Source organism: Flavobacterium arabinosi (assembly GCF_048158725.1).
Taxonomy (GTDB): Bacteria; Bacteroidota; Bacteroidia; order Flavobacteriales; family Flavobacteriaceae; genus Flavobacterium; species Flavobacterium arabinosi.
In genome coordinates this window covers 744,833-767,855 of the sequence record NZ_JBLNKX010000001.1, presented here as the reverse complement: position 1 = coordinate 767,855, position 23,023 = coordinate 744,833, and the positions used below count along the sequence as shown (strand labels likewise).

Genomic DNA, 23,023 nt, shown 5'->3' with positions numbered 1-23,023 from the left:
TTATATGTTGAAAAATTTAACCAAAAAACGCTACTCTTTCAAATAGCGTTTTATTTTTTTGCTGAAGCAAATGAATTACAAATTAAAATTCACGCCCAAAACAACGTTCCTTCCTATGTTAGGAATTCCATCCGTTTTCAAGCGGGAAAGGTGTGCGATGTAACTTTTGTCCAATACATTGTTCCCGTTCAGGTTGACATCAAAAATCGTTTTACCCAATTTTACTTTTCCTCCAAAACCCAGATTTACCAAGGAATAGCCATTGGACTTCGTCTCAAAACCACTCACATTATTTTGATTGAAAGTCGTGGACAGATTCAAAGTGGCAAAACCATCTTCGAGCCAGTTATTGATATTGAATTCGGTTCTAATCGTATTATTCCAATTATTTGCAGGAATCAAAGGCAGGAAATCGCTCCCGACGCTTCGGGATTGTTTCTTGCCCGTTACGGTTTCAAAACTGGTTTCGTAATGCAACCAATCTAAAGGATGCGGGTGAAAATGTAGTCCTATTTCGCCTCCATACAACTTGGCATTGTTCTGAATATAGTCGAAAACAGCATTGTCGTCAATCACATCTCCTGTTGGCGAAGTATAGATATAATTGTTGATGTGGTTGTAAAATCCATTGGCAAAAAACTCAAAATGGGTGTTTTTGTATTCCAAATTCACATCGGTTTGTACGTTTTGTTCCGTTTTCAAATCGCTGTTTCCTACTTCATACCGGTTCGTTCCTTCGTGAACTCCATTGGACGTTAATTCGGCCAGGTTTGGCGCTCTAAATCCGGAAGCAAGATTCAAACGCAACGTCAAATCATTGGCAAGATTGGTTTTGTACCCCAAGGAAGCATTGAAACTGTCGAATGATTTATCGATGGCTTTAAAATAGCCTTCGGAACCTGCAATTCCATGTTCAACGGTAGTAATTTGTCTGTTATCGAAACGCAATCCGGCTTGCAACACATTGGTTTTCCACTCATAGTTAGCGGTTCCAAAAACACCAAAATCATTGGTAGTCGCATCTGGAATTAAATATTCTTCTCCCGAATTAGTGTTGGTTTGGTGCATGCCCTGAATTCCAAAAATAGATTCCACTTTGCCTATTGTTGGCAAATGGTATTTCGCATCGTAATTAAATGTTTTCAGTTTCATGTGCAAGCCAGCGACATTGCTGTCTACGAACTCACTTCGGTCATTGGCAACATAACCCAAATCGACATCCAGTTTTGATTTTTGGAAAAAGAAAACATTGTTCAAACTCAGCAAATGATTGAAAACGCCTTGTCTTGGAAATCCGGTTTCCTTACTGGTGGTTTGTTCTGCAATGCCATCTTCCGGAATTCCTAAATCCAACTTGTTGTAATTGTAACGCAACACACTTGAGAACTTGGCATTGCTATACCCAATTCCTGTTTTGAAATCGGTTTCATTGTAACGGGTATTCGTTACTCGGTCGCCAGTAGCAATTTTATAATCAGAATGCGTATTATAACTTCCGCGAGCGAGAAATTTCCAGTTATCGGTAGACGTTTTCAGTCCCAAAGAAGAATTACTTCCCAGCGTATTCGAGAATAATTTTTGACTAAAATTAGCTTTGAAGGTATTCGCATCAGCAAACTTTTCGGGATTAAAATACAGAACGCCACCCAAAGCATCTGAACCGTACAGCAACGAAGCCGGCCCTTTGATAACCTCAACACTTTCTATTCCGGAGTCGTTTAGTCCCAAACCGTGTTCATCGCCAAATTGTTGATTTTCCATGCGAACACCTTGTGAATATACCAAAACCCGATTGCCGCTCAGTCCGCGAATCACAGGTTTCCCAATGGATGTTCCCGTAGAAACCTGTGAAACTCCCGGAATCGTGGCCAGTCCTTCGATTAACGTGGCAGTTCCTTTTCGTTGTAATTCTTTCATGCTTTGATGTTCCACTTTCATCACATTTTGCGATTGTATTTTATTGAAAGCGGTCGAAACAATCACTTCATCCATTTGGAATATCGTTTCTTCAAGGATTACATACAGTGTATTTTCCTTTTGCAAACCAATTATCGTTTTATTTTGTGTCCCAAATCCTACGAATGTAAAAGTCAATTTTAGGTTTCCATTAGGCAGATTGGTAAAGGTGTATTTTCCGTTTTCATCTGTTGCGGTTCCCTTGTGTAATTCTGATGCATAGACGGAAACGCCTTTTAAGGGTTGGTTATTCCTATCCGTTACGATTCCTGAAAGGGTATTTTGCGCTTGAAGCATCGCCGAAAACCCCAAGAATAGGGTTATAATAAATTTTTTCATTGAAAATGATCGTATTGTTCCTCACCCCAACCCTCTCCACACGAGCAGCAGCGAACTGGCGAAGCAAATGAGAGGGAGCCGAGTCTGGAATTAATTAGTAAATAAATTGTAGTTGCAAAATCACTTTGAACAAGTGAAATTGCATTTGAAATGAAACAAATTCAGTTAATACCCTATTTTTTATAAACTAGTCCTAACTGTCACTTCCAGCGCAGTCGAGAACAATTAGCGCATCTCGACTCGCTCGATGTGACAAAAAATCCTATTAGACTAATCAATATTAACTAAATAGTATAAAGACAAATAGGAGGTCCGCGATGGGAATATAAACTTCCGGAAAACGAAAGAACCGTTTCCTTAGCAGCAAAGAAATAAGGAATTTCTTTGTAACTTGAGTATAATTGATAGGAGAAATCTTTTGGTGAAATATAACTGCCAAAAGTAAAATCACAGACATAACAATGATCAAAATTGTGGTGTTGATGCGTTATCTCTTTATTGGTAACATTGTATTTATGATGACAATTCTTTTCGGAAAGCTGCTTCTCTAAATGTTCATAGGTATGAAAGGATTGAAACAGTATTGAGAACAATACCGCAATCGCCAAAGAAAGACTTAATAGGAGTTTATTCTTTTTCATCCTTGACAAAGATAACAAAACATAAAAAAGAAAACCATTTGTTCTGACAAATTATATTTTGTCTGAACAAATGGTTTTAATTTGAACTAAAAATTTAGTATTACACCAATTTAGCAGCAATCAAATATTCCGCAATTTGTATGGTGTTTGTAGCAGCTCCTTTTCTAAGGTTATCAGCAACAATCCACATATTCAAGGTGTTTTCCTGGCTTTCGTCACGACGAATTCTACCTACAAAAACATCATCTTTACCTTGTGCGTACATTGGCATTGGGTAGGTATAGGTATCATTGTTATCTTGAACCACAACACCATCTGTATGATGTAAAATATTTTGTACTTCGCTAATATCAAAATCATTAGTAAATTCAACATTTACCGCTTCACTGTGTCCACCAACGATTGGCACACGAACAGCAGTAGCCGTAACTGCAATTGAATTATCACTTAAGATTTTTTTAGTTTCACGAACTAATTTCATTTCTTCTTTAGTGTAACCGTTGTCTTCAAATGAATCACATTGTGGAATTGCATTTCTGTGAATTGGATATTTGTAAGCCATTTCACCTTGAACTCCTGCGTATTCATTTTCTAACTGTTGCACTGCTTTTACACCCGTTCCAGTGATGGATTGATACGTAGAAACAATAACACGTTTGATGTTGTATTTTCTGTGTAATGGAGCCAAAACCAATACCATTTGTATCGTAGAACAGTTTGGATTTGCAATGATTTTATCGGCTGCAGTCAATTCAGATGCATTGATTTCAGGAACGATTAATTTTTTGGTTGGATCCATTCTCCAAGCCGATGAATTATCGATAACGGTTGTTCCAGCTGCTGCAAATTTTGGAGCCCATTCCAGTGAAGTATCACCTCCTGCAGAAAACAAAGCAATATCCGCTTTCATGTCTACAGCAGTTTGCATACCAACCACTTTATATTTTTTACCTTTATATTCTATTTCTTTTCCCACTGATCTTTCAGAAGCAACCGGAATTAATTCTGTTACAGGGAAATTTCTTTCTGCCAATACTTTTAACATTACTTCGCCAACCATTCCAGTAGCGCCTACAACTGCTATTCTCATAGTATATTTTTATTATTGAATATTAAATTTGAAAGGCAAAAGTAAGTAATATTCAAATTAAAACAAGCGTGTTCACAAAAAATAACAAATTGTTATAAATATAACAATTGAATTATTTATACCTGGAACAATACATGATTTGTCTGTTAAACAAAAAGAAAAACCGCCTCCATTACGAAGCGGTTTAGTCCTGAAATTGATTCAGGATAAATTAGAATATTATAGTATAGCGGCATTATTTTTTCAATAAATCTCTAATTTGGGTAAGCAATTCCACTTCTGTAGGTCCAGCAGGAGCAGCAGGAGCCACTTCTTCTTTTTTTCTGGCTCTTTCAGCGGCTCTTAAAATGACAAAAATAAAGAAGGCAATAATAACGAAGTTGATAATCGCCTGAACTAAATTTCCATAAGTAATTACTGCGGCTCCGGCAGCTTTTGCTGCAGGTAAATTTTCATAACTGTTTCCGTCCAGCGTGATGAATTTTTGTGTAAAATCAATTCCGCCAGTTATCAAACCTACAATTGGCATAATAACGTCATCTACAGCAGATCCTACAATTTTGCCAAAAGCAGCACCAATAACAACTGCAGTTGCCAAACTCAATACATCGCCTTTCATTAAAGAGGCTTTAAAATCACCGAAAAATCCCATAATTAATTTTTTTAGGTTAAAAATATATTTTTGCTAAACGAATTTAATCAAAATTTTAATACAATTAACACCCCTTTACCCAAATTAATTACTCCCTGTAAAACACTCGTTTTACCCGTTGCGAAATGCTCGTGAGAACTTCATACGGTATCGTATTCAATTTTTGGGCTATGTAATTCACAGTTGGGCTTTCGCCAAAAATAATTACAGCATCCCCTTCTTTACAATCAATTTCGCTGACATCTACCATTAACATATCCATGCAAATACTGCCAAGAATAGTCGCTTTTTCATTTTTAATAGTCACAAAACCAATTCCATTTCCCCAACCTCTTGAAATTCCGTCTGCGTAACCGATAGGAATTGTGGCAATCTTTGTTGGTTTCTCCGCCATAAATCGTCTGCCATAACCCACACTTTCACCTGCAGGAATGGTTCTGATTTGAGAAATTACTGATTTGAGTGTTCCTACATTTTCTAAATACTTCTGTTCCTCACTGTCATTTGAAACGCCGTAAAGGCCAATCCCCAGGCGAACCATGTCGTATTGCGAATCGGGAAAATTACTGATTCCCGAAGTATTTAAAATATGCCGCACGGGTTTTATTTCTAATTCGGTCATCAATTTTGAGGATAATTTCTCAAACAAATCAATTTGTGAATATGCAAAATCTTTGTGTTCTAAATCGTCACTTGTCGCCATGTGGGACAAAACGCTTTTCACTTTAACAGTTTGATTTCCTTTTAAAGTCGCAATCAAATCATCAATGGTATTGTTCTCAAAACCCAAACGGTGCATTCCGGTATCGAGCTTTATATGAATAGGGAAATGTTTTAGTTTTTTTTGTTCGGCAATTTTCAGGAACGCACGCAATCCTTTCAAACTATAAATTTCAGGTTCTAATTGATGTTGGATAATCGCTGCAAAACTGGTCGTTTCCGGATTCAATACCATAATTGGCAAATTAATTCCGCCATTTTTTAACGAAATTCCTTCATCGGCGAAAGCCACACCCAAGTAATCCACTTTGTGATGTTCCAGCAATTTGGCAATTTCAAGACCTCCGCTTCCATACCCAAAAGCTTTTACCATCACCATTATTTTGGTTTTGGGTTTTAACTTTGATTTGAAGAAATTCAAGTTGTGACTGATGGCATTCAAGTTAATTTCCAGAACGGTTTCGTGTGTTTTCTCCTCTAACAAAGCCACAATTTCTTCAAAATGAAACGTTCGCGCTCCTTTAATCAAAATCGTTTCATTGTTGAAATTCAAATCGTCGAAACTAGAAATAAATGCTTCCGTATTTTTGAAAGTAACACAGTTGGTGAATTTATTTTCGAATGACGAAATGGTTTCTCCAATTCCGATAACTCTGGTAATTTTGTTAGAAACTATCAATTGGGCAACTTTCGAATACAACTCCTCATTGGACAAACCACTTTGAAAAATATCCGATAATATTAAGGTCTTTTTTTGACGTTTATTTTGACTTTCGAGAAAATCCAACGCTATTTTCAGCGATTGAAAATCGGAACTGTAACTGTCATCGATTATACTGCAATTATTGATTCCATTTTTAACTTTCAGACGCATTTCGACCGGATACAATAATTCCATTCGGCTTTGAATCGTCTTTTCGTCATATTTAAAATGCAACAGAACCATCAAACACGAAATCGCATTTTCAATGGACGCTTTGTCCTGAAACGGAATGGTCAATTCGAATGAATCGGTATTGTATCGGTACTGAATAGTTGTGCTGTCGTTTTTAATTGCTGTATTAGAAACAAAAACATCCACTTCTTTTGAATCAAAACTCCACGTAAATGGTTTTGTTTTTTTAGAAATAAAGGAATCAACTAGTTCGTCCTTTTGATAAATGACCACTTCTGAATCTTCAAAAAGGCGCATTTTCTCTTTTATTTTTTGTTCCAAATTTGTAAAACCTTCGTCGTGTGCGGAACCAATATTTGTTAAAATCCCAATCGTGGGTTTGATAATGGGCTTCAGTTTTTCCATTTCTGAACCGGTAGAAATCCCGGCTTCAAAAATCCCAAGATTGTGCTGCTCATTGATTGCCAAAACGGACAAAGGAACTCCAACCTGTGAGTTGTAGCTTTTTGGGCTTCGAATAATATTATAATCCGGACTTAACAGAAAATTAAGCCATTCCTTCACTATCGTTTTACCGTTGCTTCCCGTCAATCCGATAATAGGAAAATGAAAAAGACCCCGATAATACGCCGCAAATTGTTGTAAGGCTTCCAATGTATTTTTGACAACCAGGAAATTAGCTTTGGTTTCACAATCTTCAGGAATATAGGTAACTACAAAGTTCTGAACTCCTTTTTCAATTAAATCTTTAATGTAATTGTGCGCATCATTATTGGTTCCAACTAAAGCAAAAAACAAGGTTTGCGAACCATTTTGCAACGAGCGGCTGTCGATAGAAATAGTATCAATTGAAACGGCACTGTTGTCGCCTACAAATTCGGCCTGAATTTGAGGTATTATACTTTGGATTTTTAGACTCATTGATTTGAAACGCGAATGACGCCGATTTTACTGATTGACAAGAATTATTATATCGAAAGGAAAGCAGCGTAACTTTTGCGAAAGCGCACTAATTAATTGGTTTCTTTCTAAAACTTCCTCAAAAATAACACTTCTTTTCAAAATGAAGACTTCGAAACGCTACAATTTACAGCTATTGGTGCTTCTTAAAGACATAGGAAACAACTTATCAAAATATTGTAAAAGTTAAAAACACCATAAACCTATACCAACTATTTTATCAGATTTGCTATATTTGTTTGTATAAATAAGCCCCGAACTCTTGAAAAAAATCCTGCCGATATTCTCTTATATTTTCCATCCGATATTTATACCATCAATGGCAACGTTGGTTTACCTTTTTTTCAATGCGTCTTATTTTACAAATCAGGAAAAAATTTTCGTTTTTTTCCAAATCTTAATCATCACCATAATCGTCCCTCTCCTGCTGTTTTTTATATTACGTGCTGCCGGAAAAATTGATTCCATAATGGTTGCCGAAGTTTCACAACGTAAAATTCCTTTGCTCCTTCACTCGTTTCTACTTATTTTATTGGTTCGAAAAAGCATTACTTTAGATCGATATCCCGAATTACATTTCTTCTTTTTGGGAGCGTTGATGAGTACTTTACAAGCCTTGATTTTGTCCTTTTTCAAGACAAAAGCCAGCTTACACATGATGGGCATCAGCTCCTTAACGGTATTTGTTATTGGAATAAGTATGCATTTTCAGGTTCAAAGCACTTTTCTGATTGCCTTTTTAATTCTAATGAATGGCCTTGTGGCTTCCTCCCGTTTAGAAATGAAGGCGCATACAACTACTGAGCTGATTATTGGGTTTCTCCTTGGAAGTGTATCGCAACTGCTTTTGTTGTATTTATGGCTATAAAATATAGAAAATAATTCCAATATTCAAAGAAGTCATATCAATAGGTTCACCATCAATTTTTGCAGATTTGAACAGGGAATTCAAACCATAATACGCATATACATTTATCGTATTATAACCCGATGAAATATAGGCACCGTATAAAAATTTATTAAAATCTTTATTCCTTGAAACAACAATTTTACCTTGATCATCAGTATAAATAGAGCGGTCGTAAATTAAATAGCTGAATTTAAATCCACCGTAAATCCTCCAAAACTTATAACTTTCATAGGTTGACGTCCTCCATCTGAACTCAATAGGGACATCTACTAATAGTTGTGAAAATTTATTTTTACTGAAGGTTGTTTCGGCATCAATAATCGAATAAACAGCCGTTTGGTCCGTTTTGTAAATGGCAAGATTCTGATTGTAATTATTATAAGTCAAACCGATACCTGAAGCTATTGCAATGGTTCTTTTTTTATTTACAGGCATATCTCTAAGGAAACCAGCCGAAAAACCAGTTGACAATTTACTTTGGGATAAACCTTCCGGTTTTTTCGTTAAAGTATTGTATGTAAATCCAAAATAAAACTGGTCTTCTCTGTACAGCGAATCAATTTTAACTTTTGGATTATTTTCAGCAATCACATTTTCTTGAGAAAAAACATGAAAAACAGATAAGAAAAGAAAACAACTCAGAAATAATCGCATAGGTCTTTGGGTTTAAAATTGCTGACGGATAATTTCAAACAAAGATTAGTTTTCACTTCTCATTTCAGCATTACAAATATACCCTTTTGATAGTTTTATTATATCTAATGCTGATAAAATAAACTTTTAACACACCAAATCAATGGAAGAATTTAAAAAGGAGATTAAAAGAAAACCCAGAATATTTGATTCCCTTTAAATCTCCTTCTGTCCATATAATTGTATCTTCTTAAAATAACAAGAAACATTTCTACTGAATATTGTTCTTCGGCCTCAGGAAATCCCGTTATTAAACCCCACTATATACACTAAATCCGCCATCAATAGGCATGACAATTCCAGTTATAAAACTTGCGGCATCTGAACACAAAAACTGTACTGCACCATTTAATTCATTGATATCACCAAAGCGTCCCATAGGAGTCTGGGCAATCACTTTCTTGCTGCGGTCCGTTAATGATCCGTCAGGATTAATCAAAATATTGCGGTTTTGCTCTCCGATGAAAAAACCCGGTGCAATAGCGTTGACACGTATACCATCCCCATATTTCATAGCTAAATCACATGCTAACCATCTGGTAAAATTATCTACCGCACTTTTAGCCGCAGAATAGCCCGGAACACGGGTAATAGCAGCTATCGCAGCCATTGACGAAACATTTACAATAGAACCTTTTCCTTGTTTTGCCATTATTTTACCAAAAGCCTGACTGGGATAAACCGTACCGTTCAAGTTTAAGTCCACTACTTTATCCCATTCTTTCAATTCCAAATCAAAAAAACACTGATCCGGCTTAAGTGTTGCACCAGGCGTATTTCCTCCGGCAATGTTCAGTAAAATATCTATTCTGCCCCATTTTTCCACTATCTTTTGAGCAACTGTTTCTAATTCCTCTTTGTCTAACACATTGCAAACAAATCCTATCACTTCTGCTCCTGTAGCCTGAAGTTCAATAACCGTGGCATCCACTTTTTCCTGTTTTGTACCCAGTGCCACTACTTTTGCGCCAGCGCTTACAAAATTACGTGCAATACTTCCTCCCAATACACCACTCGCACCAGTAATGACTGTAACTTTATCTTTTATACTAAACTGATTATCCATACTATTTATTGATTTATTTCATTTTTTACAGTTGCAATAATTCCTGAAACTTGTGCTAATGCAAACATGCGTCCCAAAAATGAATATCCGGGATTATATGTTTTATCGACATCATCCAACATCAATTTCCCATGATCGATACGCATGGGCAAATTTGGATTTTCCTTTTCAAAAATCCGGACAACCTCAATCAAATGACCGCGTCCTTCAAGATGTGATGCTTCCACGAAATTCCCGTTTTCATCTACATCAGTGCTTCTTAAATGTACAAAATGCGTGCGTTTTGCAAATTTTTTGGCCAATTCAGGCACATTATTACGCAAACTTGCGCTCAAAGATCCGGCACAAAAAGTCAAGCCATTATTAGGACTGTCCACAGCATTCAAGAGCCATTCGATATCATCTGATCCGCCTACAATTCTGGGCAATCCAAAGACAGCAAATGGAGGATCATCAGGATGCACACAAAGATTTACACCATATTCTTCCGCTGTGGGAATAACACTTTCGAGAAAATATTTCATATTTTCCCTTAATTGATTCCTGTCAATTCCGTCATATAATTTTAACAAACGCTTGAATAACTCAACAGGTTGCTGATCTCCTTCTTTGATGTTCCCATTGATAAACCCCTGTGTTTTGACAATAATCGTTTGGATCAACTCCTCTTTTTCTGCTTCAGTGATGCGTTTATCTAATTCCTGAACTGCCTCTAATTCCTTAGCCGTATATTCTTCCTCAGCTCCTTCTCGCTTCAAAATTTTTAAATCGAAATAAGCAAAACGCACTTTATCAAAATAAAGAGTCATGGTTCCGTCTTCGTGTTTTTTATATAAATCAGTACGAACCCAATCAATCACGGGCATAAAGTTATAACAAACTGTTTTCAGCCCTGCTTTCCCCAGGTTTTCAAGACTGGCTCTATAATTCTTCAGTAATTGCTCTCTTTCTTTTCCGCCATATTTAATACTTTCTGAAATCGGTAAACTTTCCACCACCGACCAGCGTAATCCGAAGCTCTCTATATACTGCTTCAAATCATTAATTGCGTCCAATGTCCAGACTTCTCCATTAGGTACATCATGTAATGCGGTCACAATTCCTTCTACGCCTATTTGACGAAGCATATCAAGGGTAATATTGTCTTTTTTCCCAAACCATCTCCATGTTTTTTCCATACAACTTACTTTTAATTATCGCAAAATTCACTCTCCGGTCGCAACTATTTTCTTCCAGTTGTCCAATAGTTTCTAATCTGCTTTTTTCTTTAATAAAACCTTTATCTCCTTTAAAATTAATCGAGCACAATAATAAGAATCTAATTTTGTAGAACTATCCTGATTGCCATAATTATAGCAGAGTCATTAAATTAAAACGACTCAAATTAATTATTGGTTTAAAGAAGTTTAAACATTTTTTAAAAAAATTGCTTGTTAAAAAATTAAAACCAATATTTTTACTTTAAAAATTTTTAACGATTAATCAAAAACGTCTTCAAATCAGACTTAAAACAATACAACGATGCAAATTGGAATTATAGGATTAGGAAAAATGGGCTTCAACCTTGCCCTTAACTTACAACGAAATGGTTACGACGTAGTAGCCCAAGATGTCAATACTGACTTTGTAACAAAAATTGGTCAGGAAGGAATCACAACCGCACATTCCGTGAAAGAATTGTGTCAAAAACTGAACGACCGAAAAGTGATTTGGCTAATGGTTCCCGCTGGCGAAATTGTAGACGGAGTAATCACTTCCCTAATTCCTTTTTTAGAAAAAAATGATATTATCATTGACGGAGGAAACTCTAACTATAAAGATTCAAAACGTCGCTATTCTCAACTGAAAGAACTTGGCATTGACTTTTTGGATTGTGGAACTTCAGGAGGAACTTCAGGTGCCTTGAATGGTGCTTGTACGATGATTGGTGGAGACGCTCCAGTATTTGAATATGTCGCACACGTTTTCAAGGCTATTTCTGTTGAAAATGGTCATTTATATACTGGTGCAGCCGGAAGCGGTCATTTTACTAAAATGGTTCACAACGGCATCGAATACGGAATGATGCAATCTATTGCTGAAGGTTTTGAGGTTTTTGAACACTCTGAATTTGATATCGATTTCGAAAAAACGGCTAAACTATTCAATCACGGTTCCGTAGTACGCAGTTGGTTAATGGAACTAACCGAAAATGCTTTTTCTAAAGACCCTAAATTAGATGGCATTAAAGGAATTATGCATTCCTCTGGTGAAGGAAAATGGACACTCGAAACAGCCTTAGATTTAGGCGTTCCTACTCCAGTTATTGCGCTTTCAATCATGATGCGCTACCGTTCCCAAATGCAGGATACTTTCTCCGGGAAAGTGGTAGCAGCACTTCGCAATGAATTTGGCGGTCATGCAGTCGAAAAAAATGAGTAATAGATTTTTATTTCATTTAAAAATAATCTCGACTGCGCTTGATTGACACCCATTATCTGATTTCTAATTTATCACATTCCAATCTATGTCCATATTGATCTTAATTGCAAGTATTCTTTTGCTGCTTGTCTTGATATCCGCAGTAAAACTCAATGCTTTCATTTCATTGATTATCGCTTCTTTTTTTGTGGGAATTACCAAAGGCATGCTATTTCCTGATATCATAAATTCCCTTCAACAAGGAATAGGAAGTACTCTGGGTTCTTTGATTTTGATCATTGCCCTTGGAGTTATATTGGGAAATATCCTTTCGGATAGTGGCGCAGCACAACGAATAAGTTCGGTGATGATTCGGTCTTTTGGTATCAAACATATCAAATGGGCGATGTTGCTTACAGGTTTTGCAGTAGGAATTTCGATGTTTTACAATGCCGGATTTGTGATTTTGATTCCAATGGTTTTCGCTGTCGCAAAAACTACTAAGCAACCCATTATTTATCTTGGAATTGCCATGGCTTCGGCGCTTTCTGTAACACACGGTTTTTTGCCACCTCATCCTGGACCAACAGCCATTGCAGTGATTTTTAAAGCTGATATTGGAAAAACACTACTCTACGGATTAATAATTGCCCTTCCTACTTTAGTGATTGCAGGGATTATTTTCCCAGAATTCATTAAGAAAATTATCGCCAATCCACCCAAAGGATTATTCGAAAGCAAAACATTCGACGAAAAAGAAATGCCATCTTTCGGTATCAGTTTTCTGACGGCGCTAATTCCTGTCATTTTAATGGCATTGGCAACAACAAGTGAATTAACCTTACCTGAAGAATCCTCTTTACGTCATATTCTTGGCTTTATTGGAAATCCAACCACTTCTATGCTAATTGCGGTGTTGTTTGCGATTGTTTTTTTAGGCATCAATCGCGGAAGAAAGATGCAGGATATTATGGATAAATCCAGTTCGGCATTGAGTTCAGCAACCATGATTATTATGATTATTGCGGCTGGGGGCGCTTTCAAACAAGTATTAATCGACAGCGGCATCGGCACTGATTTAGCTGCTTCTTTCGAGCAATCAACTCTTTCTCCTTTACTTTTAGGTTGGTTAATCGCAACGATTATTCGCATTGCATTGGGTTCAGCAACCGTAGCAGGATTAACCGCGGCAGGGATTGTACAGCCTTTGGTTGCTAGTTCAGGAATAAGTCCAGAATTAATGGTATTATCCATTGGAGCAGGAAGTTTAATGTGTTCTCATGTGAATGACACCGGTTTCTGGATGTTTAAAGAGTATTTCGGAATCAGTATTTCGGATACATTTAAAACATGGACCGTCATGGAAACTATCATTGGAGTAATGGGATTGATTGGTGTCCTATTGCTGAATTTACTGGTGGGATAACAAATAATTAAACTAAAAAATGGAGCAATTTTACATAGGAATAGACATTGGTACCACAGCAACAAAAGCCGTGTGTTTTGACATAACTGGAAAAGTGATTCGGGAATGCAGCCAATCTTATCCCATGTATCATCCAAAGCCAGATTGGAGTATTCAAAAACCCGATGAAATTGTTGCGGCAGTTTTAGAATGCATCGCGGAAATCACAAAAGGAATTGAGCCTGAATTCATCAGTTTTAGTTCGGCTATGCAAAGTATAATAGCAATAGATGATAATGGGAAACCGCTCACCGATGCCATCATTTGGGCCGATAATAGAGCGCATTCACTTGCCGAAACATTAAAAGAATCAGAGCAAGGATACCGTTTTTATCAAAAAACAGGCATTCCTATTCATACCTTTTCACCCATGGCTAAAATTGCTTGGTTGAAAGAACATGATGTTACAACTTTTTTTAAAACACATAAATTTATTAGTATCAAAGAATACATTTGGCATCATCTTACTGGTGAATATGCAATCGATTCCTCAATGGCATCAGGAACGGGCCTAATGAATATTCACACACTGCAATGGGAATCGGATATTTTGGATTATTTAAAAATAGCAGCATCCCAACTTTCCATTATTGTTGGTCCAACGCATCAAAGCAAAGGGCTTTCGGATGGTTTTGATTATATTCTTGGTGGCGGTGACGGAGTATTGGCAAATTTAGGAACCGGAGCAATGGAAACTGGCCGTATGGCGTTATCCATTGGAACCAGCGGTGCGGTGCGTTTGCCAGTTGACAAACCTTATATTGATTCCCAAATGCGAACCCAATGCTACCATTTGATGGACAATCAATACTTAAAATTAGGAGCGGTTAACAATGGTGCAATTGTTTTGCAATGGCTGAAAGAATCCATGTTAAAAACAGACGAATCTTTTGAAGAATTGTTCGAACAAGCTAAAATAATTCCTGCGGGATCCGAAGGATTGCTTTTTGTTCCTTATTTATTGGGCGAAAGAGCTCCTATTTGGGATGCTTCTGCTCAGGGAACACTTTTAGGTATCCGAATTATTCATACCAAAGCGCACTTAATTCGAGCGACATTGGAAGGCATTTTATTTGGTCTATTAAGCATTACTGAAATCTTACTTCCTGATCCGGAAGAAAGACATGCAACTACTATCATGGCCAGCGGAGGTTTTGGAAAAAGTGAACTTTGGCTGCAAATGGTCGCTGATATTTTTCAAATGAAAGTAATCGTTGCCGAAACAATCGAAGCCTCGGCCTGGGGAGCTGTTTTAATTGGGTTCAAAGCTACTGGCATTACTATTTCAAATCATTCCAGAATTGGCAAAATCTTTTTACCCAATAAGGATAACAAAGAAATCTACGAACAGGGTTTTGAGAAATTCAAACGAGTTTATCCTTTGTTGAAAGACACCAAATTATAGAAAGATATAGAAGAAAATCCTACTGTAGCTATGCTGCTTATTATTTACTAGAGCACTAGGAGACGATATATTAAAACTAACCGCCTATCTTACATACAAAAATACTGTTTTTTCATCAAATCGCACTAACTCCTAAAAAAGCAGTAAAAATGCCGTAAAACTATTAAAAAACGCTCTTATTTTTTTACAGTATAATAAGTGTTCTTAACCACAGGAATTCCAGCTGCGGTAATACCTTCTAAAGCTACTTTCACTTTAGTTTCAACCTTGGTGTTGTAATAACTCACACTGGCATTTCCTGTTTTGTCTGGATGCACATACGGATTCCAATAAAGCGTGTTTCTTACATCTGCTTTATTATCTAACTCTGTTTGGGGTTGTTCTGGATTTGGTGAATAAAAAACACGTGCCGTGTAAAAGCCGTCAATTTCTTTTTTAATAGAATGAAAACCTCCTTTTTCATATGGTTTTGTTCCTGGTTTGGTATAAACCGCAATAATACCATTAGCCGCTTCTGCCCCATAAAACATTGTTGCTTGCGCCCCTTTTAATGCATCTATTTTTTCAACATCGCTTGGTTGAATAAAGTCAATTTCGGTCTTAAAGGCTGTATTACCATTTAATAAAAAAAGCGGTTCTCCATCAAAACGCATAAAACGAACTGAGTCATCATAAGAAATGACACCTGGGATTTTTTGTGCAATAAGATCGAAAATATCGGTAAATGTAGCTACACTTTCATCTGGAACATAACTATTGTCTGGAATTCCATAAAACACAGGTGTTTGATTTTTCTTTTTAGCAACAATTTTAACTTCGTCCAAAACATTTTCAGGCTTTATTCCAAAAGCTACAAATTTCTTAAACACATTTTCAACTATTGTCCCTGTAGTTTCTGTCCAATTAATGGGTTCATTTTGAAAAGAAACAGGAATTGGAGTTTGTTCAATAGGATTTATTACTATTTCGCCTCTAAACTTTCCTTTTTCATTTCTAGAATTTAAAAACATGTCGGTTTTTCCCGAAAACATTATGTTTTCAAATTTAAACCTTCCAATAGAATCTGTAGTAGCGTTAAAAATATTCATCTGCTTTTTATTTATTAAAGCCAATGTCATATTATTATTTACTAATGGCTTTTCTCCTAGAAGTTGCTTAACCCTACCGGATACCGTAATGCCTTTTTCTGCTTTATAGCTAATGGTATCGTTAAATTTTGGCGTTGTTTTCCATAAAAAATCTCGCCAACCTTGGGTTAAAAGCAAATTGTCTAAATGATCTAAACGTTTTACATTAGTTGTATCAAAATAATAACCTGGATTATGCACTTTACCTCTAATGTCTGATTCCATCAGGAAATAAGAACTAATAGTTGTGCCATAATCCTTGTCTTCTAAAACTCCATTCATATCAGTTACACTCAATGAAAAACTTGCCGATTTGGCTACGCCAGTCTTCGATTTTGAACTGACATTTATCGTAGCTTTTTCATTTGGAGTATAACTTGCTTTATCGGTTGATAGTTGTACCTCTAAATCCTGTTCTTTTTCAATATACACTAAGCGCTCGCTTTGGGGTTTAGAATTACTGTCGTAAAGTGTGATTTGGCTGATGCCTTCGGGAGTTTTCTTTTTTGATAATTCGAAAGAAGATACTGTTTCAGTAAGTGTTTGTGTAGTTTCTAAATAGGAAATTCCTTTTGCTTTGCAAACAACCGTTAGTGCCGCATTAGGATTTTGTATCAAAGTTGTTTCGTTAGTATTGATAGTTATAATGTTTTTGCCTTTAAATGGTCTAAAACTTAATAAATACCCTTGCTTAGCTACTTTTGGAAGTTCTACACGTAGTTCTACACCTGATAAGGTTTTAATTTTTGCGTAATAATTTTTCCCTTCAATTGGTAGAATTTGAAATTTTCCCATACCATCATGAGGACTTAAAAAATTGGTAACCAACTCGTTATCGGAATCGCAAATTTCACCTTTAATATTTATCGGGTTTCCATTACTGTCAACGGCTTTAAAACCCACAATACTGGCTACATTTTCTAAAAGTGAACCACCTTCAGGAAAGAAATCAACAGTAAACTCATTTTGTTTACTAGATTCATTTTCAGCAGTTTTGACTTCTACAGCACTATTTTGTGTTTTATTGGGTTTAGAATGCGCTTCAAAAACATCTATAATTTCAATATTCTTTTTGAATACAAAATCATTACCAAAATTTCTATTCCAATTGGTGTAAGCCCGTATTTGGTAAACTCCAGGTTTTACACCAAGGGAATCTGCTAATTGAAAATCCCCATAGCCTAAACCCATTTCTATATTAGTCTTGTTTCGGGTAATTATTTTAGAATCGGGCGAAATTAATTCTACATATAATATATTGCTATTGTCAAAAAGCAAGTTGTTGTATGCGCGTACATTATAGGCTTTGTACCATAAATCTTCCCCAATAAAATAGATTGATTTGTCTGTGTGAAGATATACTTTCTCTATATCAGGAAGCGTTTTTTTTTCTTGTGCATGCAAAAAACCAAATGTTAAAACAATCCATAAAAAACAAAGTATACGGCAATTTTTATTTCTATTAAAAGATTCAAACATTCAAAATATAGATTTATATTAAACAACATCAAAGAAAAGTGAAGATATATAAAAATCTTGTTAATTTAAAGCGTTGTGCAATAGAAAAAAGTTGCTCGTTACACCAAAACCATTATGTCAAATTACACTGACTACTAGTCAAATACATTCTGCGCAACTTTGAAGCAAATTATAAATTAATTTAAAAGGTACTGATACACATAAAAAAAAACACTCTACCTTTTTTGTATAGTCATTGAGTGTAGCCCTTTTTAAAGCATGAAAATCAAGCTTAATCAGCAGAGAGGAAGGGATTAACTTTGTTGATTCCAAAAAGGAGCGTCTCACAACGAAATTGATGCTCGGCATTTCACGCCTGATCTTTTTTTGTTTTATAGCGTGAAAAACAAAAAGTTTGTCACGCTATAAAACAAAAAATGCTTCCCTTTCAGGAAGCATTAATTTTTTGCAGAGAGGATGGGATTCGAACCCACGATGCAGTTACCCACATACTAGCTTTCCAGGCTAGCTCCTTCAACCACTCGGACACCTCTCTATTTTGGTTTGCAAAGAACACAAAAAAAACTGACTTAGAAAAGTAAAATCTGAATATTATACCATTTCTCCCCGTAAAGCCGTTTCAAAGATAGTTTTGAAGTCTTTTGGAGCTATTTTTTGGCTTAATAAATACATTAATTTTGTGATTGCCGCTTCGGTAGTGATGTCTTTACCTGAAATCACTCCTATTTTTTTCATTCCTGTACTAGTTTCATAATGCCCCATGCTAACACTTCCTCCAGAACATTGCGTAACATTGATGATGTACAATCCTTTTTCAATCGATTTTCTTAAAAGTGCTATAAACCATTCTTCGGTAGTAGCATTTCCGGCTCCGTAGGTTTCTAATACAATTCCCTTAAGATTTTGAATATTAAAAATGGCCGACAGAACGGTTTCGTTTATTCCAGGAAACATTTTTATGATGACCACATTATTATCTAAAGTTTTATGAACCTTTAATTTTCTGACCCTTGGTATCGGTAAAAATAATTCGGGATTCATATTTAAATGCACCCCAGATTCTACCAAAGAAGGGTAATTTGGGGAGGTAAATGCTTTGAAATTTTCTGCATTTATTTTTGTCGTTCTGTTACCACGGTATAATTTGTATTCAAAATAAAGACAAACTTCTCTTATAACCGATTTTCCATTTTCACGTAAAGAAGCAATTTGGATAGCCGTAATCAAATTCTCTTTAGCATCCGTACGCAAATCTCCAATAGGTAATTGTGATCCGGTAAAAATGACTGGTTTTGATAAGCTTTCGAGCATAAAACTCAATGCTGATGCCGAATACGACATGGTATCCGAACCATGGAGCACCACAAATCCATCAAATTCAGCATAATTTTCTTCGATGATCGAAGCAATTTTAGCCCACTCTTGGGGATTCATATTGGAGGAATCAATGGGGTTTTCGAAAGAAATCGTTTCGATCTCACAATCCAATTGTTTCAATTCCGGGATTCTCTGTAATAATTTACTAAAATTGAAGGCCTTGAGCGCACCTGTTTCAAAATCTTTCCTCATACCAATGGTTCCACCAGTATAAATTAGAAGTATTTTGGCTTTAGATAACATTATGGTATTTTAATTTATTCACAACCGGATTGGCATACATCGCTAAAAACCCTTCCAGTGCAATAGGATTATCATGATCAATACGCATTTCTAATCTACGCTCAAAAAGTGATTTCTCGTTTTCAGTATATAAATGTGAATAGGTATTCGTTTTATTTACAATATCATAAGCAATGAAATTCGTTGGCCACAATTTGTAGTTACTCAATACCGCATCATCAATAACTTGTGCTAATGCTACTATTTGCTTATTGCAATTATCATTTTCAGCAACAATTGCGTCTGTTTCAGTGTCTAAAACTTTCCCTATGTGAATATGAATTCTTTTCTTCTGTCCCAAAGCGCCACTAAGAATTGTCATGAAATCTTCATTTTTTTCTTTAATGTAAACTTCATTATTGGCTTCGGCCATTAATTGAGGCATTTTCAACGCATCCGTTGGATCATATTCATAGGAAATGGAAACCGGTACGATTTTGATTTTTTTGAAATAATCCATCAAATTCTTTTCATCCGATGCCATTCCCAACATTTTCAAAACACCTGGATTAGTGGCATCATTGCCATCTTTTGTTCTTCCTTCTCGTTGTGCAATCCAAACTGAACGGTTTTCATGAAGTAACAAATGACCTATATATTCGGACAACAGCTTTGAACTCTGTAACATTTCCCTTGGCGTTAAGCCCCGTTGTACCAGAAAATTACGATTCAATTTTGCTAATGTCTTTAGAAAAGATTTCTTCACTAAATTATCTCCTATTGCGGATGCTGTCATCACTAATCCATGCTCAAATAAAGCCGAATTCAATAATGTGGTATCCAAAAGAATATCGCGATGATTCGAAATAAACAAATAAGAGGTATTGGGTTCTAAATTTTCGAACCCTGAGGTGGTTAGCCCTTCCGAACTTTTTTCTAATACTTTCTGAACGGAGTGGTAAATAAAATTACATTGAAAATCACGAATAGAATGCGTTTTTCTGAGCTGTTCTTTCCAAACCTCGTCAGCAACATCTGGAAAAGAAAAATTCATTAATGCCTTCATCATCGGATGATGAATCACATCTTGTAGAGCCTCGTTTATTTCGGAGTCATAAAATGGCCGAATAGCGTCAAATTTCTGCATCGTTAGTTTTCTATGTTTGTCTGGGCAAAAGAACAAAAAAAAAGTTAAAATAAAGTAAATTTGTTTTAAATCCCAAAAATTGCTTTAGAATTCGCTGTTGTAATTGTCGCAATTTCATTTGGCGTCAGACCATAAATTTCAGACAACTTATTTACAACATTTACCAGATAGCTACTTTCGTTCCTTTTTCCTCTATGAGGAATGGGAGCTAAATAAGGGGAATCCGTTTCTAAAACGATGTGTTTCAAATCTATTTGATTCAGAAATTGATCGATTTTTCCGTTTTTGAAAGTAACCACTCCGCCAATTCCAAGTTTCATATTATACGAAATCGCTTGTAATGCTTGCTCATAAGTCCCCGAAAAACAATGAAAAATCCCAAACAAATTCTCAGATTTTTCTTCCTCCAGAATTTCGAATATTTCATCAAAAGCTTCGCGACAATGAATCACGATGGGTAATTTATAGTGTTTTGCTAGTTGGATTTGTCTTTTAAAAGCAATTTGTTGCTGTGGCAAATGCGTTTTATCCCAATACAAATCAATTCCAATTTCGCCAATCGCATAGAATTTTCTTTTGGCTAATTCGTTTTCTACATGTTGTAATTCCTCCAGATAATTATCTTTTACATAAGTAGGATGCAAACCCATCATTAAGAACACATTATCAGGATAATTTCTTTCTAAATCATACATAGATTCCGTACAAGTAGAATCGATTGCAGGAATGAAAAAACGGGAAACTCCAGCATCAATGGCTCTTTGAATCATTTCGCCGCGGTCTTGATCAAATTCCTCAGAATATAAATGCGTGTGTGTATCGGTTATTATTGTTGTTGTTTCCAAGTGTAAAGTTTAAGGTTACAAAGTTCCGAAGTTTTTTAAAATTTAACCCCAAAAGTTACAAAAGAAAAAAAGATACTCCAGAAAATTCTTTTGTATCTTTTTGTTGTACTAATAAAAGGGCCTATTTTGTGACTTTTGTATTAAAAAAACCTAATCCAATTCCTTTAATAATTCCTGAACTTGGTCATAATCCTCGTAATCTAAAGGAATCGTCAACAAGATTTCCTTACATGCTTTATAGTCTTTCTGTTTTAATTTAGACAAGGCAAGACTCCAAATCGCTTTATTTTTATAGATGGAAGTTCCTGCTTTCAGTTCATTAAAAACAGCTTCGGCTTCTTGAATTTTGTTTGTTTCCAATAATGAAATTCCATAAAAATATTGAATTTCGGGAGTTTTTTTCTCTTTTAGAACCGCTTCAAAAAACGGAATAGCGGCTGCATAATTTTTGGCATTGAAAGTCGTTTCTGCTTGTTTCAAATTAACATCAATAGTGCCTCTTTCAGTGAAATAAGCATTCTCCTGTTGGTTGAAATCTTCAAAATTTGGATTTGGATTAAAAAGAAACAACCCAAACAAAATAGCAACTGATGCAGCGACTAAATATATCCAAGGTTTGAATGCAATCACTTTTGCTTTCGGCTTAGAATCTTTAAAATGCGCATTAGAAATAGATTCTAAATTTTCTTTGAAAGCATCAAACTCATCGGCGTTGCCAAATTTATTTTCCAAGTGAAGATTCAATTCCTTGAAAGTGTCAAATGCTGAAGCCAGTTCCGGATCTTCAGCCAATTCATTCTCGAACTTTACTTTATCCTCAGCAGACAATTCGTCTTGAAGATATTGGTCGAATACTATATAACGTTCCTCGTTCATGGCTAAGTGATTTTTAAAGATTTAAAGCGACTCGTTTCTTGAATCCACTGGGTCAATTGCCCCGTACACAACGATTTTTTCTTGCGGACATACCCGTAAGTCACATTGAGTTTCTCCGCCACTTCTTCCATTGATTTGATAGTAAAACTCAATTTTAATAACTCTTGGCATTTGTTGCCCAGTTTTTGAAACATAGCATCAAAAAGCTGTTGTTTTTCCTCGAATGCTTCGGTTTCTGTAACCATATCGGCTGTGGGTTCATTATTAGATGTAAAATCTTCATCAATTGTTACCCCTTTATTCGATGCTTTTTTCAATTCATTCAACCATTTCCTTTTACACAATAAAAAAAAGTAGGCATCAAACGGGCAGGTGAGTTGCAATTTATTGGCTTTAGCCTGATTAAAAAGCAAAATCATAATTTCCTGAACCACATCTTGGGCCTGATCTTCATCACCGGAATTATTCCTTATATAAGAAACTACTTTGGGAACAAACTTCTTATAAATAGATTGAATGATTGCCGAATTATTATTGGCAAGTCCGTCTATATACATTTGGTCTGCATGAATCGCATTGTTAGCCATAAAAAAACATTTTATGGCTAATGTAAAAAAGAATCTGAAATAAATTCAAATTAAAGGGGTAACAATTATAAAATCAACTTGATATAGCTATGTAAACGTTCTTTAAACAACTTGAAATTATCCAGACTCTAAAAAAATTAAAATTAAGGGGTAACAAAATAACAAGAGAGT

General features: G+C 35.7%; 18 protein-coding genes and 1 tRNA gene. 4 read left to right on the top strand and 15 right to left on the bottom strand.

Annotated elements, in window-relative coordinates; all coding sequences use genetic code 11:
- Positions 1–75 precede the first annotated feature (75 nt).
- The 5 genes from ACM55K_RS03125 to ACM55K_RS03105 all read right to left on the bottom strand — a co-directional run bounded on the left by ACM55K_RS03125 (position 76) and on the right by ACM55K_RS03105 (position 7,214).
- Positions 76–2,295, bottom strand: a complete 2,220-nt coding sequence (locus ACM55K_RS03125) for a TonB-dependent receptor (RefSeq protein WP_416848783.1) — start codon at positions 2,293–2,295, stop codon at positions 76–78.
- A gap of 284 nt (positions 2,296–2,579) precedes the next feature.
- Complete coding sequence (locus tag ACM55K_RS03120) at positions 2,580–2,936, bottom strand: hypothetical protein (protein ID WP_416848782.1); 357 nt, start codon at positions 2,934–2,936, stop codon at positions 2,580–2,582.
- Positions 2,937–3,036: 100 nt separating this feature from the next.
- A complete protein-coding gene (locus tag ACM55K_RS03115; protein ID WP_039110375.1) occupies positions 3,037–4,026 on the bottom strand; it encodes an aspartate-semialdehyde dehydrogenase in 990 nt (329 codons plus the stop codon).
- Positions 4,027–4,261: 235 nt separating this feature from the next.
- Entirely contained in the window at positions 4,262–4,678 is a 417-nt protein-coding gene (gene mscL, locus ACM55K_RS03110; protein ID WP_416848781.1) for a large conductance mechanosensitive channel protein MscL, read from the bottom strand.
- 88 nt (positions 4,679–4,766) lie between these two features.
- Positions 4,767–7,214, bottom strand: a complete 2,448-nt coding sequence (locus ACM55K_RS03105) for a bifunctional UDP-N-acetylmuramoyl-tripeptide:D-alanyl-D-alanine ligase/alanine racemase (protein WP_416848780.1) — start codon at positions 7,212–7,214, stop codon at positions 4,767–4,769.
- 358 nt (positions 7,215–7,572) lie between these two features.
- Here ACM55K_RS03105 and ACM55K_RS03100 point away from each other — a divergent pair, with 358 nt between their 5' ends.
- A complete protein-coding gene (locus ACM55K_RS03100) occupies positions 7,573–8,121 on the top strand; it encodes a hypothetical protein (RefSeq protein WP_416848779.1) in 549 nt (182 codons plus the stop codon).
- On the opposite strand, the gene ACM55K_RS03095 is transcribed toward ACM55K_RS03100, so the two are convergent.
- The 3 genes from ACM55K_RS03095 to uxuA form a co-directional block, all read right to left on the bottom strand.
- Positions 8,116–8,817: a porin family protein gene (locus ACM55K_RS03095; protein ID WP_416848778.1), complete on the bottom strand. Its 702-nt coding sequence runs from the start codon at positions 8,815–8,817 to the stop codon at positions 8,116–8,118. The genes ACM55K_RS03100 and ACM55K_RS03095 overlap by 6 nt on opposite strands.
- A 289-nt stretch (positions 8,818–9,106) precedes the next feature.
- Positions 9,107–9,922 (bottom strand): SDR family oxidoreductase, encoded by an 816-nt coding sequence (locus ACM55K_RS03090; RefSeq protein WP_416848777.1) that lies wholly within the window; start codon positions 9,920–9,922, stop codon positions 9,107–9,109.
- A gap of 5 nt (positions 9,923–9,927) precedes the next feature.
- Positions 9,928–11,100, bottom strand: coding sequence for a mannonate dehydratase (gene uxuA, locus ACM55K_RS03085; protein WP_416848776.1), 1,173 nt, complete (start codon positions 11,098–11,100; stop codon positions 9,928–9,930).
- A gap of 343 nt (positions 11,101–11,443) precedes the next feature.
- On the opposite strand from uxuA, the gene gnd reads away from it, so the two are divergent.
- From gnd to ACM55K_RS03070, 3 genes are all read left to right on the top strand, one after another.
- Positions 11,444–12,343, top strand: coding sequence for a phosphogluconate dehydrogenase (NAD(+)-dependent, decarboxylating) (gnd, locus tag ACM55K_RS03080; RefSeq protein ID WP_416848775.1), 900 nt, complete (start codon positions 11,444–11,446; stop codon positions 12,341–12,343).
- A gap of 85 nt (positions 12,344–12,428) precedes the next feature.
- Positions 12,429–13,748 (top strand): gluconate:H+ symporter, encoded by a 1,320-nt coding sequence (locus ACM55K_RS03075; RefSeq protein ID WP_416848774.1) that lies wholly within the window; start codon positions 12,429–12,431, stop codon positions 13,746–13,748.
- A 19-nt stretch (positions 13,749–13,767) separates the two neighbouring features.
- Complete coding sequence (locus ACM55K_RS03070; RefSeq protein ID WP_416848773.1) at positions 13,768–15,192, top strand: gluconokinase; 1,425 nt, start codon at positions 13,768–13,770, stop codon at positions 15,190–15,192.
- A 176-nt stretch (positions 15,193–15,368) separates the two neighbouring features.
- On the opposite strand, the gene ACM55K_RS03065 is transcribed toward ACM55K_RS03070, so the two are convergent.
- The 7 genes from ACM55K_RS03065 to ACM55K_RS03035 form a co-directional block, all read right to left on the bottom strand.
- Positions 15,369–17,723, bottom strand: coding sequence for a hypothetical protein (locus tag ACM55K_RS03065; RefSeq protein ID WP_416848772.1), 2,355 nt, complete (start codon positions 17,721–17,723; stop codon positions 15,369–15,371).
- Between the two features lie 523 nt (positions 17,724–18,246).
- Positions 18,247–18,333: transfer RNA gene (locus tag ACM55K_RS03060), tRNA-Ser, on the bottom strand.
- 56 nt (positions 18,334–18,389) lie between these two features.
- Positions 18,390–19,418: an asparaginase gene (locus ACM55K_RS03055; protein WP_416848771.1), complete on the bottom strand. Its 1,029-nt coding sequence runs from the start codon at positions 19,416–19,418 to the stop codon at positions 18,390–18,392.
- Positions 19,408–20,544 (bottom strand): 1-acyl-sn-glycerol-3-phosphate acyltransferase, encoded by a 1,137-nt coding sequence (locus ACM55K_RS03050; RefSeq protein WP_416848770.1) that lies wholly within the window; start codon positions 20,542–20,544, stop codon positions 19,408–19,410. Before ACM55K_RS03050 ends, ACM55K_RS03055 begins: the two co-directional genes overlap by 11 nt.
- 65 nt (positions 20,545–20,609) lie before the next feature.
- Complete coding sequence (locus ACM55K_RS03045; protein ID WP_416848769.1) at positions 20,610–21,389, bottom strand: TatD family hydrolase; 780 nt, start codon at positions 21,387–21,389, stop codon at positions 20,610–20,612.
- Positions 21,390–21,539: 150 nt separating this feature from the next.
- Positions 21,540–22,265, bottom strand: a complete 726-nt coding sequence (locus ACM55K_RS03040) for a tetratricopeptide repeat protein (RefSeq protein WP_416848768.1) — start codon at positions 22,263–22,265, stop codon at positions 21,540–21,542.
- Positions 22,266–22,267: 2 nt separating this feature from the next.
- On the bottom strand, positions 22,268–22,852 hold the full coding sequence (locus ACM55K_RS03035) for an RNA polymerase sigma factor (protein WP_416848767.1): 585 nt from the start codon (positions 22,850–22,852) through the stop codon (positions 22,268–22,270).
- Positions 22,853–23,023 lie beyond the last annotated feature (171 nt).

Coding starts and splice junctions, on each gene's coding strand:
- ACM55K_RS03120 (WP_416848782.1), bottom strand. CDS start 2,936: ATGAAAAAGAATAAACTCCTATTAAGTCTTTCTTTGGCGATTGCGGTA.
- ACM55K_RS03125 (WP_416848783.1), bottom strand. CDS start 2,295: ATGAAAAAATTTATTATAACCCTATTCTTGGGGTTTTCGGCGATGCTT.
- ACM55K_RS03075 (WP_416848774.1), top strand. CDS start 12,429: ATGTCCATATTGATCTTAATTGCAAGTATTCTTTTGCTGCTTGTCTTG.
- ACM55K_RS03095 (WP_416848778.1), bottom strand. CDS start 8,817: ATGCGATTATTTCTGAGTTGTTTTCTTTTCTTATCTGTTTTTCATGTT.
- ACM55K_RS03115 (WP_039110375.1), bottom strand. CDS start 4,026: ATGAGAATAGCAGTTGTAGGCGCTACTGGAATGGTTGGCGAAGTAATG.
- mscL (WP_416848781.1), bottom strand. CDS start 4,678: ATGGGATTTTTCGGTGATTTTAAAGCCTCTTTAATGAAAGGCGATGTA.
- uxuA (WP_416848776.1), bottom strand. CDS start 11,100: ATGGAAAAAACATGGAGATGGTTTGGGAAAAAAGACAATATTACCCTT.
- ACM55K_RS03050 (WP_416848770.1), bottom strand. CDS start 20,544: ATGCAGAAATTTGACGCTATTCGGCCATTTTATGACTCCGAAATAAAC.
- ACM55K_RS03035 (WP_416848767.1), bottom strand. CDS start 22,852: ATGGCTAACAATGCGATTCATGCAGACCAAATGTATATAGACGGACTT.
- ACM55K_RS03100 (WP_416848779.1), top strand. CDS start 7,573: ATGGCAACGTTGGTTTACCTTTTTTTCAATGCGTCTTATTTTACAAAT.
- ACM55K_RS03040 (WP_416848768.1), bottom strand. CDS start 22,265: ATGAACGAGGAACGTTATATAGTATTCGACCAATATCTTCAAGACGAA.
- ACM55K_RS03105 (WP_416848780.1), bottom strand. CDS start 7,214: ATGAGTCTAAAAATCCAAAGTATAATACCTCAAATTCAGGCCGAATTT.
- ACM55K_RS03090 (WP_416848777.1), bottom strand. CDS start 9,922: ATGGATAATCAGTTTAGTATAAAAGATAAAGTTACAGTCATTACTGGT.
- ACM55K_RS03070 (WP_416848773.1), top strand. CDS start 13,768: ATGGAGCAATTTTACATAGGAATAGACATTGGTACCACAGCAACAAAA.
- ACM55K_RS03055 (WP_416848771.1), bottom strand. CDS start 19,418: ATGTTATCTAAAGCCAAAATACTTCTAATTTATACTGGTGGAACCATT.
- gnd (WP_416848775.1), top strand. CDS start 11,444: ATGCAAATTGGAATTATAGGATTAGGAAAAATGGGCTTCAACCTTGCC.